This window comes from Streptomyces sp. NPDC001513 (assembly GCF_042894695.1).
Classification (GTDB): domain Bacteria; phylum Actinomycetota; class Actinomycetes; order Streptomycetales; family Streptomycetaceae; genus Streptomyces.
Map to the genome: position 1 here is coordinate 168,626 of NZ_JBIAVU010000011.1, position 17,740 is coordinate 186,365.

General features: G+C 70.9%; 17 protein-coding genes and 1 pseudogene. 6 read left to right on the forward strand and 12 right to left on the reverse strand.

The annotated features are described in order from the left end of the window. Window positions 1-3 precede the first annotated feature (3 nt). A complete protein-coding gene (locus tag ACFYZ4_RS25010; protein WP_351287964.1) occupies window positions 4-873 on the reverse strand; it encodes a M24 family metallopeptidase in 870 nt (289 codons plus the stop codon). A gap of 217 nt (window positions 874-1,090) precedes the next feature. Here ACFYZ4_RS25010 and ACFYZ4_RS25015 point away from each other — a divergent pair, with 217 nt between their 5' ends. The 5 genes from ACFYZ4_RS25015 (at window position 1,091) to ACFYZ4_RS25035 (ending at window position 5,334) form a co-directional block, all read left to right on the forward strand. After that, window positions 1,091-2,080, forward strand: a complete 990-nt coding sequence (locus ACFYZ4_RS25015; protein WP_351287961.1) for an ABC transporter ATP-binding protein — start codon at window positions 1,091-1,093, stop codon at window positions 2,078-2,080. Then, a complete protein-coding gene (locus ACFYZ4_RS25020) occupies window positions 2,070-2,957 on the forward strand; it encodes an ABC transporter permease (RefSeq protein WP_351287958.1) in 888 nt (295 codons plus the stop codon). The genes ACFYZ4_RS25015 and ACFYZ4_RS25020 overlap by 11 nt, the downstream gene beginning before the upstream one ends. Further along, the gene (locus ACFYZ4_RS25025; protein WP_351287955.1) at window positions 2,954-3,865 is read left to right on the forward strand and encodes an ABC transporter ATP-binding protein; all 912 of its coding nucleotides are present in this window, start codon (window positions 2,954-2,956) and stop codon (window positions 3,863-3,865) included. Before ACFYZ4_RS25020 ends, ACFYZ4_RS25025 begins: the two co-directional genes overlap by 4 nt. 15 nt (window positions 3,866-3,880) lie before the next feature. After that, window positions 3,881-4,600, forward strand: coding sequence for an ABC transporter permease (locus ACFYZ4_RS25030; RefSeq protein ID WP_030707808.1), 720 nt, complete (start codon window positions 3,881-3,883; stop codon window positions 4,598-4,600). Between the two features lie 83 nt (window positions 4,601-4,683). Further along, complete coding sequence (locus ACFYZ4_RS25035) at window positions 4,684-5,334, forward strand: rhomboid-like protein (protein ID WP_351287951.1); 651 nt, start codon at window positions 4,684-4,686, stop codon at window positions 5,332-5,334. Here the strand turns inward: ACFYZ4_RS25035 and ACFYZ4_RS25040 are convergent. From ACFYZ4_RS25040 to ACFYZ4_RS25090, 11 genes and pseudogenes are all read right to left on the reverse strand, one after another. Further along, a complete protein-coding gene (locus tag ACFYZ4_RS25040) occupies window positions 5,327-5,986 on the reverse strand; it encodes a response regulator (protein ID WP_390784899.1) in 660 nt (219 codons plus the stop codon). The two genes, ACFYZ4_RS25035 and ACFYZ4_RS25040, sit on opposite strands and share 8 nt — an antisense overlap. 456 nt (window positions 5,987-6,442) lie before the next feature. After that, window positions 6,443-6,994, reverse strand: a pseudogene (locus ACFYZ4_RS25045) (histidine kinase dimerization/phosphoacceptor domain-containing protein); the annotation flags it as partial. A 179-nt stretch (window positions 6,995-7,173) separates the two neighbouring features. Further along, on the reverse strand, window positions 7,174-7,986 hold the full coding sequence (locus ACFYZ4_RS25050) for an HAD family hydrolase (protein ID WP_351287942.1): 813 nt from the start codon (window positions 7,984-7,986) through the stop codon (window positions 7,174-7,176). Next, window positions 7,983-9,260, reverse strand: a complete 1,278-nt coding sequence (gene serS, locus ACFYZ4_RS25055; RefSeq protein WP_351287939.1) for a serine--tRNA ligase — start codon at window positions 9,258-9,260, stop codon at window positions 7,983-7,985. The genes ACFYZ4_RS25050 and serS overlap by 4 nt, the downstream gene beginning before the upstream one ends. A 538-nt stretch (window positions 9,261-9,798) precedes the next feature. Further along, window positions 9,799-10,734 (reverse strand): prephenate dehydratase, encoded by a 936-nt coding sequence (pheA, locus tag ACFYZ4_RS25060; protein WP_351287936.1) that lies wholly within the window; start codon window positions 10,732-10,734, stop codon window positions 9,799-9,801. Between the two features lie 42 nt (window positions 10,735-10,776). Beyond that, window positions 10,777-12,150, reverse strand: a complete 1,374-nt coding sequence (gene efeB, locus ACFYZ4_RS25065; RefSeq protein WP_390784841.1) for an iron uptake transporter deferrochelatase/peroxidase subunit — start codon at window positions 12,148-12,150, stop codon at window positions 10,777-10,779. After that, window positions 12,075-14,117, reverse strand: coding sequence for a copper resistance CopC/CopD family protein (locus ACFYZ4_RS25070; RefSeq protein ID WP_390784842.1), 2,043 nt, complete (start codon window positions 14,115-14,117; stop codon window positions 12,075-12,077). The genes efeB and ACFYZ4_RS25070 overlap by 76 nt, the downstream gene beginning before the upstream one ends. 22 nt (window positions 14,118-14,139) lie before the next feature. Further along, the gene (locus ACFYZ4_RS25075; RefSeq protein WP_351287927.1) at window positions 14,140-14,619 is read right to left on the reverse strand and encodes a copper chaperone PCu(A)C; all 480 of its coding nucleotides are present in this window, start codon (window positions 14,617-14,619) and stop codon (window positions 14,140-14,142) included. Continuing rightward, window positions 14,616-15,269 (reverse strand): SCO family protein, encoded by a 654-nt coding sequence (locus ACFYZ4_RS25080; protein ID WP_390784843.1) that lies wholly within the window; start codon window positions 15,267-15,269, stop codon window positions 14,616-14,618. Before ACFYZ4_RS25080 ends, ACFYZ4_RS25075 begins: the two co-directional genes overlap by 4 nt. 66 nt (window positions 15,270-15,335) lie before the next feature. After that, window positions 15,336-16,058, reverse strand: coding sequence for a YcnI family protein (locus ACFYZ4_RS25085; RefSeq protein ID WP_384339992.1), 723 nt, complete (start codon window positions 16,056-16,058; stop codon window positions 15,336-15,338). Between the two features lie 112 nt (window positions 16,059-16,170). Further along, the gene (locus tag ACFYZ4_RS25090; RefSeq protein WP_390784844.1) at window positions 16,171-17,016 is read right to left on the reverse strand and encodes a hypothetical protein; all 846 of its coding nucleotides are present in this window, start codon (window positions 17,014-17,016) and stop codon (window positions 16,171-16,173) included. 225 nt (window positions 17,017-17,241) lie between these two features. Here ACFYZ4_RS25090 and ACFYZ4_RS25095 point away from each other — a divergent pair, with 225 nt between their 5' ends. Further along, window positions 17,242-17,685: an ATP-binding protein gene (locus ACFYZ4_RS25095; RefSeq protein WP_351287916.1), complete on the forward strand. Its 444-nt coding sequence runs from the start codon at window positions 17,242-17,244 to the stop codon at window positions 17,683-17,685. The last annotated feature ends 55 nt before the right edge of the window (window positions 17,686-17,740 follow it).

Genomic DNA, 17,740 nt, shown 5'->3' on the forward strand with positions numbered 1-17,740 from the left:
CGCTCATGCTGCCTTCTCCTCGGCCCAGCGCCGCACGTGCGGCAGGTCGTCGTCCAGCCAGAACGCGCTCTCCTCGGGATCCCGGGAGTCGGTGACGACCAGGATCTCCTCGAACTTCGCGCCGGTGCCCCGGAATCCCAGGTGCGGTTCCACCGCCCACAGTCCGGGCTGCGGCGGGTGGTCGGAGAAGTGGTACGGACTCCACAGCGGGGACCAGCCCTCGCGATGCCCGTGCAGGGCGTCACCGGCCAGCCCCTTGAGGGACTGGGTGCCGAACCCGAAGGCGGTCGGGGACCAGCGCCGCTCCTTGACCCGGTCGATCTTGTGCGCGATCACGCCGAACGGATAGGCCCGGTGCCGGTTGGCGTACCCCTGTCGGGTCATCAGCCGCTCGACGTTCTCGTAGATCTCGCGCAGGGAGCGGCGCTCGCGCACCTGCTCCAGGATCAGTACGCGGTGGGCCTGGAGGTCGGACATCAGGCGGTCCTGCACCGGATTCAGTCCGAGGCTGCCGGAGTACCCGATGTCGGCCGCGTAGCCCTTGTGGACCGGTGCCATGTCGAGGATGAACGGCATCCCCGGCTCCAGCTTCCGGTTGGTCGGGAAGAACTGCAGCGGGATCTTGAAGTTCGCGAAGGCCGTGCGGTCCCCGAACCAGGCGAAGGGCAGGTGGAACCAGTCCCGTACGCCGCGGTCGCGCAGCCACTGGCGCTGCATGCGCGCCGCCTCGCGCTCGGTCACACCGGGCCGCAGCTGGGCCGCGACGGCCTCGGCGCACTCGTACGAGAGACGCTGCACCTCTCTGAACCCGCTCAGATCGGCGGAGAGCCGTCCGGAGAGTCGCGCGGTGCGTTGCTTGGTGTCCCCAGCCATGTCAGCCCGTCCATCCGTCTAGCCGTACGCGCCCGTAACTTGACACTGATGAATGTGACAATGACCGGAGATCACGTCAAGGGTCGTGCACAGACCTGTGGATAAAGTTGTCCGGTCCACATCAGCCTCCAGTACGGGTACGTACGCCTCAAGGCGGAGACGGGATCCCACTCAAGGTCTGACGCTTCGCGAGAGCTCCGCCACTAACGTCGAGCTCGTGACTGTCATCGCGACCGAAAGCCTGAGCAAGCGGTACCCCCGAGTGACCGCCCTCGACCGGCTCTCCCTGGACATCGGGCCTGGTGTGACCGGCCTCGTGGGTGCCAACGGAGCCGGCAAGTCCACGCTGATCAAAATTCTGCTGGGACTGTCCCCCGCCACCGAGGGCAGCGCCGCCGTGCTCGGCCTCGACGTCAAAACGCATGGCAGTGCCATCCGTGAACGCGTCGGGTACATGCCCGAGCACGACTGCCTGCCACCCGACGTCTCGGCCACCGAGTTCGTCGTCCACATGGCGCGCATGTCCGGGCTGCCGCCGACCGCGGCCCGCGAGCGCACCGCCGACACCCTGCGCCACGTCGGGCTGTACGAGGAGCGCTACCGCCCCATCGGCGGCTACTCCACCGGCATGAAGCAGCGCGTCAAGCTCGCCCAGGCACTCGTCCACGACCCCCAGCTGGTGCTCCTCGACGAGCCGACCAACGGCCTGGACCCGGTCGGCCGTGACGAGATGCTCGGCCTGATCCGCCGCGTCTACACGGACTTCGGCATCTCCGTCCTGGTCACCTCCCACCTCCTCGGCGAGCTGGAGCGGACCTGCGACCACGTGGTGGTCGTCGACGGCGGCAAGCTGCTGCGCTCCAGCTCCACCAGCGACTTCACCCAGATCACCACGACCCTCGCGGTCGAGGTCACCGACTCCGACACGCACCCGGACGGCACCGCCGCCCTGCGCAAGGCGCTCGCCGAGGCGGGCGTTGTCCTGCACGAGGGCAGCGAGCAGGGCCTGCCCGGCGCCGGCCACATCCTCCTCGTCGAGGCCTCCGGCGAGGACACCTACGACACCGTCCGCGACACGGTCGCCGATCTCGGTATCGGCCTGGTCCGCATGGAGCAGCGCCGCCACCACATCGCGGAGGTCTTCCGCGACAGCGATCAGCCCGCGCACTCCGTCCAGCAGAAGGGAGCCGGTTCCGATGGCGCCTGAGACCTCGACCCAGATCCACAACATCGGCTACCGGTCCTACGACGGCCCCCGGCTCGGCCGTGCCTACGCCCGCAAGTCGCTGTTCTCGCAGTCCCTGCGCGGCGCCTACGGACTCGGTCGCTCGGCCAAGTCCAAGGTCCTGCCGATGATCCTCTTCGCGGTGATGTGCGTCCCCGCGCTGATCATCGTCGCGGTCGCCATCGCGGTGCCCGGCTCCAGCGACCTGCCGATCAAGTACACGACGTACGCCCTGACCACCCAGGTGATCATCGGCCTCTTCCTCGCGTCCCAGGCACCGCAGTCCGTCTCCCGGGACCTGCGCTTCAAGACGGTGCCGCTCTACTTCTCGCGGCCCATCGAACGCGTCGACTACGTCGTGGCCAAGTACGCGGCCATGGCCTCGGCCCTGTTCATCCTCACCGCGACCCCGCTGCTGATCATGTGGATCGGCGCGCTCCTGGCGAAGTTCGACTTCGCCCACCAGACCAAGGGATTCGGGCAGGGACTCGTGTCGGTTCTGCTGCTGTCGCTGCTCTTCGCCGGCCTCGGCCTGGTCATGGCCGCGCTCACCCCGCGCCGCGGGTTCGGCGTCGCCGCGATCATCGCGGTCCTCCTGATCCCGTTCGGCGCGGTGACCGCGGTCCAGGGGATCGCGTACAGCACCGGGAACGCCGGAGCCATCGAGTGGATGGGCCTGTTCTCCCCGATCACCCTCATCGACGGCGTACAGACCGCGTTCCTCAACGCGACCTCCGCCTTCCCCGGCGGCGAGGGCCCCTCGGCCGGTGTCGGTGCCGTCTACCTGCTCGTCGCCCTCGGCCTCATCGCCGGCTCCTACGCCGCCCTGATGGCCCGCTACCGGAAGGCCGGGCTGTGACCACCATCGACATCGACCACACCTCCCGCTGGTTCGGGAACGTCGTCGCCGTCAACGACGTGACCATGAGCATCGGACCCGGTGTCACCGGGCTCCTGGGCCCCAACGGCGCGGGGAAGTCCACCCTCATCAACATGATGGGCGGCTTCCTCGCCCCCTCCACGGGCACCGTCACCCTCGACGGCGCGCCGATCTGGCAGAACGAGCAGGTCTACAAGCAGATCGGCGTCGTGCCCGAGCGCGAGGCGATGTACGACTTCCTCACCGGCCGGGAGTTCGTCGTCGCCAACGCCGAGCTGCACGGCCTCGACGACGCGGACGCCCAGCGGGCCCTCGCCACCGTCGAGATGGAGTACGCCCAGGACCGCAAGATCTCCACCTACTCCAAGGGCATGCGCCAGCGCGTGAAGATGGCGTCCGCCCTCGTCCACAACCCGTCCGTGCTGCTCCTGGACGAGCCGTTCAACGGGATGGACCCGCGCCAGCGCATGCAGCTGATGGACCTGCTGCGACGCATGGGTGACGAGGGACGCACCGTCCTGTTCTCCTCCCACATCCTGGAGGAGGTCGAGCAGCTCGCCTCGCACATCGAGGTGGTCGTCGCCGGCCGGCACGCCGCTTCCGGTGACTTCCGCAAGATCCGCCGCCTGATGACGGACCGCCCGCACCGCTACCTCGTCCGCTCCTCCGACGACAGGGCCCTCGCAGCGGCCCTGATCGCCGACCCCTCCACGGCCGGTATCGAGGTCGACCTGAAGGAAGGCGCGCTGCGCATCCAGGCCGTCGACTTCGGCCGCTTCACGGAGCTGCTGCCCCGTGTGGCCCGCGCGCACGACATCCGGCTGATGACGGTCTCGCCCTCCGACGAGTCCCTCGAGTCGGTCTTCTCCTACCTCGTCTCGGCCTGAAAGGAGCTGGCACCCATGTACGACCCCACCGTTGCCCGGCTCACCTACCGGGCCCTGCTCGGCCGGCGGCGCGCACTGATCCTCTTCGCGCTGCCCGCCCTGCTGATCGTCATCGCCCTCGCCGTCCGCGCCTTCGCCGGTGTGGACGACAAGGTCGCCGCGGACCTCCTCGGGGGCTTCGCCCTCGCCACCATGGTTCCGCTGATCGGCGTCATCGCCGGCACCGGCGCCATCGGCCCGGAGATCGACGACGGCTCGATCGTCTACCTGCTCTCCAAGCCGCTGAAGCGCCCGACGATCATCATGACCAAGCTGATCGTGGCGATCGCCGTCACCATGGCCTTCTCCGCGATCCCCACCCTGATCGCCGGGTTCATCCTCAACGGCAACGGCCAGCAGATCGCCGTCGCCTACACGATCGCCGCCCTCGTGGCCTCGATCGCCTACAGCGCGCTGTTCCTGCTGCTCGGCACCGTCAGCCGGCACGCGGTCGTCTTCGGTCTGGTCTACGCCCTGATCTGGGAGTCGCTCTTCGGCAGCCTGGTCTCCGGCGCCAAGACCCTCAGCGTCCAGCAGTGGGCCCTGGCCCTTGCCGAGAAGGTCGCCGGTGACGGGTACGTCGACGCCACCGTGGGCCTTCCCACCGCCGCCGTCCTGCTCTCCGTGGTCACCGTCGGCGCCACCGTCTACGCGGGCCAGAAGCTGCGCCGCCTCACCCTGGCGGGCGAGGAGTAAGTCCCGCCGCAGCGCCTGCGAAACAGTGCCCCGCCCGGCCCACCGGCCAGGCGGGGCACAGCTTTGCGGGTCATCATCGGTGCATGATCGAGCACAGCGAGCCGGAGCCGTCCAGGCCCCTGCGGTCCTGGATACGCTCCTCGCCCGGGACGCACATCTGGCTGCTGATCATCGCCGTCACCAGCATCGTCGTCGTCATCGCGCCCGACCGGGTCGAGCACGTCCTGCTCCACCGCAACAGCAGCAACATCCACCAGCTCGTCCAGCACCCCGTACGGGCGCTCCTCAGCAGCGCGTTCTGGATCGAGAACCCGGCCTCGCTCGCCCTCTACGCCGTCCTCTTCGAGCTGTTCTACGCCCCCGTCGAACGCTGGCTCGGCACGCAGCGCTGGCTCCTGATCGTGGCGAGCGCCCACATCATCGCCACCCTGGTCAGCCAGCGGGTCCTGCTGATGGCCATCGAGGACCACCGAGCCCCGCGCAGCATGACCCATGTCGTCGACATCGGCGTCAGCTACGGGCTGGCAGCCGCTGTCGGCGTCCTCACCTACCGGCTCCCCAGCCCCTGGCGGTGGTTCTACCTGGCCGGAGCGATCGCCTTCTTCGGCCTCCCCCTCGCCACCGGCGGTACCTTCACCGACCTCGGTCACGCCATCGCGCTCTCCGTCGGCCTGCTCGCCTGGCCGCTCACCCGCCACGATGTTTCACGTGAAACACGACCTCGTTTCACGTGAAACGTGAGGAGTCGGCCTCCGCTTTCGCCACGCCGTGCTCCCAGGCCCACGCGGCGATCCCCACCCGGTTCCTGGCCCCGATCTTGGCCTGGACGTTCGCGATGTGCGTCTTGGCCGTCCCCGCGCTGATGAACAGCTCCGCGCCGATCTCGGCATTGGTCAGCCCCCGCGCCACCAGGCGCACGATGTCCAGTTCCCGCTCCGTCAGCGGATGCGGCGCGCGGCCGGCGACCGGACCCGCCTCCGTCAGCCGGCTCAGCAGCCGCACCGTGATCTGCGGACTGATGAGCGTGTCCCCGGCCATCGCCGCCCGAACCCCCTCGATCAGCAGCGCGGGTCCGGACCGCTTGAGCAGGAATCCGCAGGCCCCGTTGCGCAGTGCGGTGTGCACGTACTCGTCCAGGTCGAAGGTGGTCACCACGATCACCCGGGTCTCGGGGGCCAGCAGCCGGGTCACCTCCAGCCCGTCCAGCCGGGGCATCCGGATGTCCGCCACCACCACGTCCGGGCGCAGCTCCCGGGCCAGCGCCACCGCGCGCTCCCCGTCCGCAGCGTCCCCCACGACGGTCATGTCCGGCTGCGAATCCAGGATCAGCCGGAATCCGCTGCGAATGTCCTCTTGGTCATCGGCTATCAGGATGCGTGTGGTCACGCCGCCATGATCACCCGAGGGGGCGCTCCTCCGCCGGGAAGACCGCGCAAACCCGCCACCCGCCGCCCGTGTCCGCCCCGGCGCGCAGCTTCCCGCCCGCCGCCTCCACCCGCCCGCGCAGGCCGGCCAGTCCGGTGCCGCCCCGCCTCCGGCGGGCCAGCAGCCCGCCCGCGCCCCGGCGCCCCGGCGCCCCGCGGAGTTGACCACGCTGAGCTCCATGCCCGCCCCGGCGCGGCGTACGGCGACCCGCACCACGGCCGCCCCGGGCGCGTGCCGGCGTACGTTCGTCAGTGCCTCGACGGCCACCCGGTACGCCGTGGTGTCCGCCTCCCGCGACAGTCCCCGTACGGCCTCCGGGTCGGCGTCCAGCGTTCCGCCCTCGAACCGCTCCACCAGCTCCGGCAGTCGGTCCAGGCCCGGAACCGGGCTCGTCGGCCCGCCCGCGGCCTCCTGCAGCGCGTGCACCGTCCGGTCCATCGAGGCCAGCGCGCTGAGCCCCGCCGTCTCGATCCGCTCCAGCGCACGGACCGCCTGGCCGGGGTCCTGCGCCGCCACGAACCGGGCCGCCTGGGCCTGCACCACGATGGCGCTCACGTCGTGTGCCACGAAGTCGTGCAGATCCCGGGCCAGTTCCAACTGCTGGTCGCGCCGCGCGTCCCGGACGGCCCGCCGCAGCCGGCCCGCCTGGCGGCGCAGGTGGCCACCGACCAGCACCGCACCGAGGGCGGGCAGCGCCCAGAAAGCCGCCGCCCCGCACGCCTCCAGCCACGATCCGCTCTCCCACACCAGGGGAGCGGGCCAGAACGCGACGGCCGCCACGCCCAGGGTGCCCGCGGCGACCGCCGGGCGCACCGGGGACCGGCGGGCGACCAGCGCCAGCAGGAGAAGCAGAGGACCCTGCCAGACCAGCAGCCAGGACGGGGGCACCCGCAGCACGGCGGCCGCGATGCCGACCAGTGCGGCCACGGCCAGCAACGGGGCATACACGGCACGGAGGTTGACGGTCATGGACCGACCCTAAGAGCGCACGCCGCCGGATTCACGGCTGATGCGCGGAAATTCGCTGGTACGCGACTTCCGCCCGGGGCAGAGTGAGTCGTGCGGGGAGCAACAAAAGGTCCGGGACAGCCACTTCGAGCGCGCCTCGCGGCGCGGGCTGTCCCGGACCTCTCGTACGTCCGTACCGGCTAAGCGGCGCCCAGCAGACGCTCCAGCACCACCGCGATGCCGTCCTCCTCGTTGGAGGTCGTCACCTCGTCGGCCACCGCCTTGAGCTCCGCATGGGCATTGGCCATGGCCACCCCGTGCGCGGCCCAGCCGAACATCGGGATGTCGTTGGGCATGTCACCGAAGGCGATCGTCTCCGCCGCCTTCACCCCCAGCCGGCGCGCGGCCAGCGACAGGCCGGTGGCCTTGGTCAGGCCGAGCGGCAGTATCTCGACGATGCCCGGACCCGCCATGACGATGTCGACCAGGCTGCCGACGGTCTCCCGGGCAGCCTTGACGAGCGCGTCGTCGTCCAGCTCGGGGTGCTGGATGTAGAGCTTGTTCAGCGGAGCCGTCCACACCGCGGCGGTGTCCTCCAGGTAGAGGGCCGGGAGGCCCTCCTGCACCTGGTAACCGGGCCCGAACAGGACCTCGCCGTCCACCCCGTCCCGGCTGGCCGCCAGGGCCAGCGGACCGATCTCGGCCTCCAGCTTGGACAGCGCGAGACCGGCCAGCTGCCGGTCCAGCGTCACCGAGGTCAGCAGCCGGTGCGCACCCGCGTCGTAGACCTGCGCGCCCTGCCCGCAGACGGCGATCCCCTTGTAGCCGAGATCGTCCAGCACGTGCCGGGTCCAGGGCACGGCACGGCCGGTGACGATGATGTGCGCCGCGCCCGCCGCGGTGGCCGCGACGAGCGCCTCACGGGTACGTTCCGAGACGGTGTCGTCACCACGCAGCAGCGTGCCGTCGAGATCGGTGGCGACGAGCTTGTACGGGAACGGGGCCGGGCTCACTTGTTGATCGGCTCCAGGAACTCGCGGCCGCCCAGGTAGGGGCGGAGCGCCTGGGGCACCCGCACCGAACCGTCGGCCTGCTGGTGGTTCTCGAGGATCGCGACGATCGTGCGCGGAACGGCGCACAGGGTGCCGTTCAGCGTGGACAGCGGCTGGGTCTTCTTGCCGTCGCGGTAGCGGATCGACAGGCGGCGGGCCTGGAAGCCGTCACAGTTCGAGGCGGAGGTCAGCTCGCGGTACTTGCCCTGGGTCGGGATCCACGCCTCGCAGTCGAACTTGCGCGAGGCGGAGGAACCCAGGTCACCGGTGGCGACGTCGATCACCTGGAACGGCAGCTCCAGGCTGGTCAGCCACTGCTTCTCCCACTCCAGGAGCCGCTGGTGCTCGGCCTCGGCCTCCTCCGGCGCGACGTACGAGAACATCTCGACCTTGTCGAACTGGTGGACGCGGAAGATGCCGCGGGTGTCCTTGCCGTACGTACCGGCCTCGCGGCGGAAGCACGGCGAGAAGCCGGCGTACCGCAGCGGCAGCTTCTCGGCGTCGATGATCTCGTCCATGTGGTACGCGGCGAGCGCGACCTCGGAGGTGCCGACCAGGTAGTAGTCGTCCTTCTCCAGGTGGTAGACGTTCTCCGCGGCCTGGCCGAGGAATCCGGTGCCCTCCATGGCGCGCGGACGGACCAGCGCCGGGGTCAGCATCGGGATGAAGCCGGCCTCGGTGGCCTGTGCGATGGCCGCGTTGACCAGCGCCAGCTCCAGCAGCGCGCCCACACCGGTCAGGTAGTAGAAGCGCGAGCCCGAGACCTTGGCGCCGCGCTCGACGTCGATGGCGCCGAGCGATTCGCCGAGCTCCAGGTGGTCCTTGGGCTCGAATCCCTCGGCGGCGAAGTCGCGGATGGTGCCGTGCGTCTCCAGGACGGTGAAGTCCTCCTCGCCGCCGACAGGGACGTCCTCGTGGACGATGTTGCCGAGCTGCAGGAGGAGCTGCTTGGCGGCCTCGTCGGCCTCGTTCTGCTCGGCCTCGGCGGCCTTGACGTCCTGCTTGAGCTGCTCGGCCTTCTTCAGCAGCTCGGCCCGCTCTTCGGGGGAGGCCTTCGGGATGAGCTTTCCGAGGGACTTCTGCTCATTGCGCAGTTCGTCGAAGCGCATGCCGGAGGACCTGCGGCGCTCGTCGGCGGAGAGCAGCGCGTCGACGAGGTCGACGTCCTCTCCACGGGCGCGCTGCGAGGCGCGGACACGGTCAGGGTCTTCACGGAGCAGCCGGAGGTCAATCACCCCTCCAGGCTACCGGGCGGGGCTTCACGGGATCACATCGATATCACGCTGCGTGTCGCTATGTCCTAATTGCAACGAATGGATAAGTCTTGATCGCTGACCGGAAGCGAACCTTCTCGGACCGTCAATAAAGGCGCTGACATTCCCCGAAAAGGGGCACAATGCCGACGGTCGGGCCGTCCCTGAACAGGGCCGGAGGGCGTTCTTGTCCACAGGAATTGCCGCGGCCGGCATCTTATCCACAGGCTGTGTGCTGCATCTGTGGACACAGGAATAGATCATTCCTGATCGGCGGATGGCCGAGGCGAATCAGGGTTCAAACCACCCTCACACACTCATTCGGGTGGGAATGACTCGCCCCAAAGAGTTGATCGGTGATACGGGGGTGACACCGTTCACCTTCCGCTCCCCAGCGCGAAACCTGGGCCCCCCGACCGATTTGTCGACCTTGTCATGCCGTTCTGTCGACTTGTCCCCAGGTCCCCATCTCGCCCTGTGGATAACTCTGTGGACAGTGGAGGGGACGGTGGACGAACCCCTACGCGCGGCCGTCGAGGCAGCGAGTCAGCCAGTCGGAGGCGTCCGTGAAGTCACCGTCCGAAGTTCCGGCGCGAGGTGCCCGGACATCACTCTGAGCGACCCCGGCTCGCGGATAGGACCCGAGGAAGCGGACCTGGGGACAGGTCCGCTTGAGGCCCATCAGCGCCTCGCTGACCCGTCGGTCCGAGATGTGGCCCTCGGCGTCGACGGCGAAGCAGTAGTTGCCGATGCCCTGTCCGGTTGGACGGGACTGGATCAGCATCAGGTTCACCCCGCGGACCGCGAACTCCTGGAGGAGCTCCAGCAGCGCACCGGGGTGGTCGTCGCCCAGCCACAGCACGACGGAGGTCTTGTCGGCGCCGGTCGGCGCGGCGGGCCGCGCGGGGCGTCCCACGAGCACGAACCGGGTCTCGGCGTTCTCCGCGTCGTGGATCTCGGTGACCAGCGGGACGAGCCCGTAGGTGGCAGCGGCGAACTCGCCCGCGAAGGCGGCGTCGAAGCGGCCCTCCTGGACCAGCCGGGCGCCGTCGGCGTTCGAAGCGGCCGACTCCCACACCGCGTCGGGCAGGTTCGCCCGCAGCCAGTTGCGCACCTGCGGCTGGGCGACCGGGTGCCCGGTGACGGTCTTGACGTCCGACAGAGCGGTCCCGGGCCGTACGAGCAGGGCGAAGGCGATGGGCAGCAGCACCTCGCGGTAGATCATCAGCGGTTCGCCCGAGGCCAGCTCGTCGAGGGTGGCGGTGACCCCGCCCTCGACCGAGTTCTCGATCGGGACGAGTGCGGCGGCCGCCTCGCCGTTGCGCACAGCGTCCAGGGCGGCCGGTACCGACACCATCGGGATGAGCTCCCGGGTCGCGGCTTCCGGCAGGGTGCGCAGGGCGGCCTCGGTGAAAGTGCCCTCGGGACCGAGATACGTGAAGCGGGTGGCTGACATGCGATCAGCGTAATGCCGGGGCCGCGCCCACCGGGGTCCTGTTCATCCTTCGAGCAGCCGCTGCCCCACGTATTCGCCGCTGCGGGGGCCGGGCGGCACCGCGTACAGACCGCTGGACTCGTGCCGGATGAATGCCGACAGGGCGTCGCCGCGGTCCAGCTTGCGCTGGACCGGCACGAACCCGCGCAGCGGGTCGGCCTGCCAGCAGACGAAGAGGAGGCCGGCGTCCGGGGCGCCGTCGGCGCCGATCCCGTCGTGGAAGGAGAAGGGCCGCCGCAGCATGGCCGCGCCGCCGTTCTGCGCGGGGGCGGAGATCCGGGCGTGCGCGTTGGACGGGATCACCGGCTTGCCGTCCGCGCCGAGCTTGTCGAGCGCCATCTCGGTGGTCTCCGTGCCGCCGGTCAGCGGCGCGCCGGTGGCCTTGGTACGGCCTATGACCTGCTCCTGCTGGGCGAGCGACTGCTTGTCCCAGTCGTCGAGCAGCATGCGGATGCGCCGCACGACGGCGTACGAGCCCCCGGCCATCCAGGCGTGCTCCGCCGGTCCCGGGCCCGCCGCGGGGACGAAGATCCGCTTGTCGAAGTCCGGCTGCGAGGGCTTCGGATTGCCGGTGCCGTCGATCTGGCCCATGAGGTTGCGGGCGGTCATCGGGGTGCCGGTGGCTCCGGGGGACCGGTTGAAGCCGTTCATCTGCCAGCGGACGCGTGCGGCGTCCCCGGCGTCCTTCTGCAGGGCGCGCAGGGCGTGGAAGGCGACGAGTCCGTCGTTCGCGCCGATCTGGACCCACAGGTCGCCGTTGCTGCGCTGGGCGTCGAGCCGGTCGGAGGAGAAGTCCGGCAGCGGATCGAGGGCGGCGGGGCGGCGGGCGGTGAGGCCGGTGCGCTCGAAGAAGGAGTGGCCGAAGCCGAAGGTGACGGTGAGGGAGGACGGACCGGCATCGAGGGCGATACCGCTGTCGGAGGTCGCGGCGGGCTCGCCCGCCATGAGCCGCCGCGCGGTGTCCGACCAGCGTCGCAGCAGTGCGGAGGCCTCGGTCCGGCCCGCCCCGGCGGTGAGGTCGAAGGCGATGAGGTGCCCCTTGGCCTGCAGGGGCGTGATGATGCCGGCCTGGTGGCCTCCCTGGAAGGCCACCTGGGTGGCGCCGACGGAGGACAGACTTCCGGCGTTGCCCGGGGCGGGGGTGCCCGGGGCGGAGCCGCTCCCGGAGTCGGCGAGCGCGGAGTGCGCGAGGGCGCCGCCGGCGGCGCCGAGCGCGAGTCCGGCGGCGCCCGCGGCGCCGACGGTGCCCAGCAGCCGGCGCCGGGAGATCTCGATGTCGGGGTTGCTCTCGGTCACGCTGCTCAGCCGATCTTCACTGTCTTCTGCACGGTGGTCTGGTCGATGTCGGAGGTACGGACGGTCACGTCGATGCGCCATTCGCCGGCGAGCGGCAGCTGGACACCGGACGCGGTCCAGTGACCGGGGGCGGCCTGTTCGGGGACGAGCGGCAGGGGACCGATGTCCTTGGCCGGGAGGGTGAAGGCGACCTTGATCTCGGGGAGGTCGAAGGGCTGGCCGTCGCCGGAGTCGGCCCAGAGGTGCAGGGTGTTGGCGCCGACCCGGCCGGGGTCGAGCTCGAGCCGGACGGACCCCTTGCCGTTCTGGCCGCCGGTGTCGAACGGCAGGGTGATCTTGATGGCGCGGTCGGGGACGGCGGTGGCGCCGGCATTGCCGCGCCCGGCCTCCTGCTCCACGGTGCGCCCGGGCTCGGTGCTGGTGAGCACCGTGGTGACGGCGAGCAGGACCACGGCGATGCCCGCTTCGGCGAGGACCGAGCGGCGCAGGCCGGCGCGGTTGGGGTCGGCGTCGCGGACTCGCTTCTCGCGCGCGTTCTCACGGGCGGCGCGCTGCCGGGCGAGCTGGGCGGCGCGCTCCGGGTCCGCCGGGACGGTGACGGGCTCTGTTTCACGTGAAACATCGGAGCCGTCCACGTCGTCGGAGCCTGTTTCACGTGAAACATCGTCCGGCCCGGCCACCTCCGCGGTGGCGGCCTCGGTTGCCTCGGGGGCATCGGCGAGCCGTGCGGTCCACCTCCGGGACAGGTAGGCGACGCCGAGGAGGACGGCGACGAGGCCGACCTTCACGAGCAACAGCTGTCCGTAGTCGGTGCCGGTGAGAGCGGACCAACTGCCGAGCTGGCGCCAGGACTGGTAGACGCCGGTGACGGCGAGGACCAGGACGCTGACGAAGGCGACGGTGGAGAAACGCCGGACGGCCGCGCGCTCCAGTCCCGGGACCTTGTGGAGTGCGACGAGCAGTGCGGCGAGACCGCCGAGCCAGGTGGCGACGGCCAGCAGGTGCAGGATGTCGGCCGGCATGGCGATACCGGGCTGGATCCCGGTGGATGCGTGTTCGGAGAGGGCCCAGGTGGCGGCGATGCCGCCGGCGACGACGGCGCCGCCGATGGCCAGGCCGAAGGTGAGGTCGTTGGCGGCCCTGGCTTCCTCGTGCGCCTCCTTGAGCGCTTCCTCTTCGGGGCCCTCCGAAGCGAGCGCCTCCTCCTCGGGCCCGGCACCCTGCACCCGGCGCGCGTAGACGCCGAAGAGGACCGCGACGAAGAGGGCGGCGGCGCCCAGCAGGAGCAGCCGGGAGACGAGCGAGGCGCCGGTCTTGGTCTCCAGGACGGCCCGGAGCCCGTCGAGGTCGAAGGCGTCGGCGAACTTCCCGGAGCCCGTGTACGGGGTCCGGAGCACCAGCATCGCGAGGGTGGCCGTGGTCAGGGTGACCCAGGCGCGCACGACGAGCTTCTGGAGCGGCCGTTCGGCGGCACCCCGGCGCCAGCACAGCAGGATGAAGGCCGCGCCGCCCACGAGGACGGTGAACCCGGCGTAGGCGGCGTACCGGGCGATCCCGTACGCGATGCCGACAGGTCCGCCGCCAGCCTGCGCGGTGGGCAGGGTGACATCGGTGGCCGAGGGCGCGCCGATGGAGAAGGTGAAGGCGCCGGAGATCGGATGGCTGTCGGCCGAGACGGCCTGCCAGGCGACGGTGTAGGTGCCGTCGGGCAGGCCGGTGTGCAGGGCGGTGCCGTAGCGGACGGTGTTCCCGCTGCACATGTCGCGCAGCTCACCGGTGTCCACCCGCCGGCCCTGGGGGTCGAGGACGCGGATGGAGTCGTCGCCCAGTGCGACCTGCTCCGAGAAGGAGAGCGTGACCTGGGCGGGTGCCGTGGCGACCACCGCCCCGTCCTTGGGGTCGCTCGCGGTGAGTGCGGCGTGCGCCGTGGCCGGTGAGGCCGCGGTGAACAGGGTTGCCAGCAGGGCTGCGAGGACCAGCGCGAGCCGTGGCAGCAATGCCGTGGCACGGGCGCGGGCCGTGGAGGGGGCGGGAGCGGTGGCCGTCATGGCGTGTCAGTTCCTCGGTCCGTCAGTGGGCTGTGCCAGCCGTGGATTTCGGATTCTGCGCGTCGTACGTCCGCTCCTTGACGTCCAGCTCGACCTTGACGGGGCCGGCCTTCTCGAAGCGGAGCTCGACGGTGACCTTGTCCCCGACGTTCGGCGTGTTCTTGAGACCCATGAACATGATGTGGTTGCCGCCGCGCTCCAGCCGGAGCTCGCCGTTCGCCGGCACGTCCATTGCCTGGACCTGCTGCATCTTCTGGTCCTTGGTCTCGTGGATCTGCAGATCGTCGGAGAGCGGGGAGGTGACGCCGGTGAGCTTGTCGGCGGCGTCGGTGTTGTTCTTGATGACCATGAAGGCGCCGGCCATCTTGTCGTTCACGGGCTGGGGCATGAACGCGCCGCTGACCGCCATCTTCGGCTCGCTGTCGCCGGAGCAGCCGGACAGGGCGAGGGCCGCCGTCAGGGAGAGGGCGGCGGCGAAGGTGCGGGTGGTGCGGGCGTTCACGGGGTCTCTCCCTTGACGAGCTTCGGCAGGTCCTTGGTGTAGTCGTCGACGGTGGTGCCCTCGCCGTAGAGGACGTAGCCCTCGTCGGTCTTGGGCGAGAACGCGATGACCTGGGCGCCGTGCATGGAGACGACGTCGCCGTTGGCATCCTTCGTGGCTGCCTCGATACCGATGCCGAGCGTGCGCGCCCCGGCCTGGATGGCGGCGAAGTCCCCGGTGAGTCCGATGAAGGACGGGTCCTGTGCCTTGAGCCACGCGTCGAGGGACTCGGGAGTGTCCCGTTCGGGGTCGGTGGTGACGAAGACGACCCGGAGGTTGTCCTGGTCGGCCTTGGGGAGCGCCTTCTTGGCGACGGCGATGTTGCTCATCGTCAGGGGGCACACGTCGGGGCAGTGGGTGTAGCCGAAGTAGATCAGCGTCGGCTTGCCCTTGGTCTGCTCACGCAGGTTCCACGGCTTGCCGGTGGTGTCCGTGAGGACGAGCTCCGGCTTGTTGAAGGGGCGGTCCAGGACGGTCGCGGCCTTGGCGTTGTCCTGGCCGCCGGCGATCTGGGTGACCGAGCCGGGCTTGGCGGACTCACCGCCGCAGGCGGTGAGGGTGAGTGCGGCCGCTGCGAGGAGAGCGGCGGCCGCCACACGTGTGGTGCGCATGGAGAGGAGTCCCTGGGATCGGGGATGGTTCGGATGCGGAGCGGTGGCGCGCACGGGCGCCGAAGGTCAGGCGGAGCGGCGACGCGAGGCGACGCCGAAGGCGACCCCGCCGAGTCCGATGACGATGCCGGCGACGCCGAGGACGCGCGCGGTGGTGTCGGAGCCGTGCTCGGCGGCGGCCTCGTCGTGGCCGTGCCCGGCGTCCTTCTCGGCGTTCTTCGCCTCGTCGGCCTTCGCGTCGCTGTGGTGGTCGTCGCCCTTCGCGGCGGTCAGCTTCAGGACGGGAGCCGGGTTCTGCGGTTCCGCGGCGCCTTCCTTGGCCTCCTCGATCCAGCGGACGACCTCGCCGTTGTCGTAGGTCTGGATGGACTTGAAGACCATCTGGTCGGTGCTCTCGGGCAGCTTGCCGACGGAGACCGGGAACTGCTGGAACTTGCCGGGCTCGATCTTGCCGCCGGACCAGGTCACCTTGGTGACGACCTCGTTGACCTGCTTGCCGTGCACGGTCAGCGGCTTGTCGAGCTTGGTCTTCTCGACGTTGGAGGTCCAGCCGGGGATGTCCTGCGGCATGACGGACGTGAGCGGCTGGTCGACCGGGAAGTTGACCTCGAGCTGAGTGGTCGAGGCGTTGTCGCGCTCGTTGGGGACCTTGAAGTTGAGCGTCGCGTAGCCACCCTTGGCGGCCTCTCCGACGGGCTGCACGCCGACGTGCGCGAAGGCGGTACCGGACAGGACGAGGACGGAACCGGCGGCGAGGGCGGCGGCGAAGGAGATGCGAGAGGTCTTCATGGCAGAAACACTCCACGGAAGCAGTGGTGACGGTGGCTCCGCGCACGGGCGCGCGCGGGGATTTCGCGGCACCGGTGCTCCCACCGTGTGTCCCGGGGAGGAGGGTGCCGCGTCAGGCTGCGAGGGCGAGGGCCGCGGGCGGCCCGCGCCTGATCACCGTGTGCTGGAGTGCTTCCCGGCCGGTGTGGGCGGCCGGGTCGGACCCGGTGCGCAGGGCCTGCGGGAGCCGGGCGGGCGCACCCGGAAGACCCGCGCCGAGGGCCCGTACGAAGGCCAGGGCGGCGCGCAGCGGGCGTACGGGGGCGGCGGCTTCGGCGGAGAGCCGGGACAGTTCCACGAGGCGGAAGAGCGCGGCGTCGCCGCGGCCGAGCAGCCAGCCGGCGGCGAGTGCGGCCAGCAGGTGACCGAGCAGCATGGCGGGGCTGAACAGGCCCGTCGCGGGCGCCGTGGTGGCGGCCTGCGCCACGTGCGCGTGGGCGCTGTGCCCCTGCGCGGCGACCTGTCCGGCCGTGGCCACCTGCCCGGCCTGCTGGGCCAGGGCGGCCGGGTCCAGGCCCGCGGCCTCCAGGATCTGCCGGGCGTCGGCCTGGCTGAGCGGTACGGAGTTGCCCCCGCAGACCAGCCGGGCGGCGAGCGCCGCGAGCGAGCTGTCGGAGGCGCCGGCCGGTGCCTGCGCGGCCACGGCGCTGTGCTGGCCGAGGCCGAACAGCGCGTGCAGGGCCAGTTGTCCGGTGGCGAGCCCGGCGGCGATGCCGGGCAGCGTGCGCCGACGGCCGGCGAGCGCGGCCGAGACCGCGAAGACGGCGAGGAAGCCGGTGCACAGGGACCACCACGGCACGGCGGCGCAGGACGCCAGCGCGTGCCCGGCCGCGGACAGCACGACGCAGACCGCGGTGAACACCGCGGCCCGGATGAGCCGGAGGCCGGCTCCGGCGTGCGTCGCGTGGGGGTCGAACATGGCCGGGCCATCATCGCACTGCGCTTAGGGCGTCCATACGGCAGGTCCGGAAGGTCCACATGGTCCCCTCTGCGCAGACCGTCCGGCCCCGGCCCCGGGCGGGTGCGCGCCCGCGGGACGCATACACCGCTCCCCGGGAGAGCCGCATCGGCCGAACGAGGGCAATGCGGTCCCGGACGGCCGCAGGGCGCTTACGGCCCCCCGCGGGCGGCAATAGGTATCCGTATGAGCATCTGGTGGTCTCTCCACTTGAGGCGCGAAGCCGCGAGCGTGCCGCTCGCCAGGCGATTGCTGCTGGGGACCATGGAGACCGCGGGGGTGGACCCGGACATCTCCTTCGACCTCTCGGTGGCACTGAGCGAGGCGTGTGCGAACGCCGTGGAGCACGGCGGGGGCGGTGACCTTCCGGAAGAGACCGCGGCGTACCACGTCACGGCCTACCTGGACGGGGACCGCTGCCGCATCGAGGTGACCGATTCCGGTCCGGGGTTCCCGCCCGCGACGGAGCCCCGCCGTAGACCGTCCCTGGCCGAACACGGCCGGGGCCTCGACCTGATCGCCGAACTCGCCGACCACGTCCGTTTCCGCAACCGGCCGGGCCGCGGCGCGGTGGTGAGCTTCGACAAGATGCTGAAGTGGCGCGACGACGCGCTGCTGAAGGTGTCCTAGACACGGCGGTGGGCGGGACCCCGTACGGGATCCCGCCCACCGAAGAGCACCGGCG